The 854-nt window shown below is 61.8% G+C and carries 1 pseudogene; it reads left to right on the top strand.

Annotated elements, in window-relative coordinates:
• Positions 1–72: 72 nt before the first annotated feature.
• Positions 73–854, top strand: a pseudogene (locus tag C5F46_RS16235) (transposase); the annotation flags it as partial.

Raw genomic sequence — 854 nt, 5'->3', positions numbered from 1 at the left:
GGTATGACCTGCCCCCCGGAAGTTCCCTCGCTGTGATGTAGAGTCTGCCCAACCTGAGAAGGAGCAGACGACATGAGGAAAAGCCGTTTTACCGAGGCGCAGATTATCGGGATGATCAAGGAGCAGGAGGCTGGCTTGCCAACGGCAGAGCTGTGCCGGAAGCACGGGCTGAGCCCGGCGACTTTCTACAAGCTGAAGGCCAAGTATGGCGGGATGGACCTGTCTGATGCCAAGCGGCTGAAGCAGCTCGAGGACGAGAACGCGAAGCTGAAGCGCCTGTTGGCAGATGCGATGCTGGACAATGTGGTTCTCAAAGACTTGCTGGGAAAGCCCTGACGACGCCGATGGTGCGGCGGGATGCAGTTCTGCGGGCGCTGAGGGATCATCCGATCTCTCAGCGTCGGGCCTGCGTCCTGATCGGTGTCGATCCGAAGACGGTGCGGCGCGAGAGGCCGCCTGACAACCCGGAAATCCGTGAGGAGATGCACAAGATCGCCGAGAAGCGTCGTCGCTTCGGCTATCGGCGCGTGGGCATCATGCTGGAGCGCAAGGGCATGATCATGAACGAAAAGAAGCTCTACCGCATCTACCGAGAAGAGGGCCTGTCCGTCCGCCGCCGTCGTGGCCGCAAACGGGCACGCGGCAGTCGGACACCAATGCCGGTGCCGCTTCGCCCGAACCAGCGCTGGTCCCTGGACTTCCTGTCCGATACCTTCGGGGCATGCCGCAAGTTCCGCATTCTGGCGGTCAACGACGATTGCTGCCGCGAGAACCTGGCCCTGATTGCCGACACCAGCATATCGGGGGCCAGGGTGGCGCGGGAACTCGATGCGCTGGTCAGGATTTACGGCAAA

Source organism: Phaeovulum veldkampii DSM 11550, from assembly GCF_003034995.1.
Taxonomy (GTDB): Bacteria; Pseudomonadota; Alphaproteobacteria; order Rhodobacterales; family Rhodobacteraceae; genus Phaeovulum; species Phaeovulum veldkampii.
The sequence above is the reverse complement of the archived record's forward strand: the minus strand, read 5'-3'. Positions and strand labels throughout refer to the sequence as shown.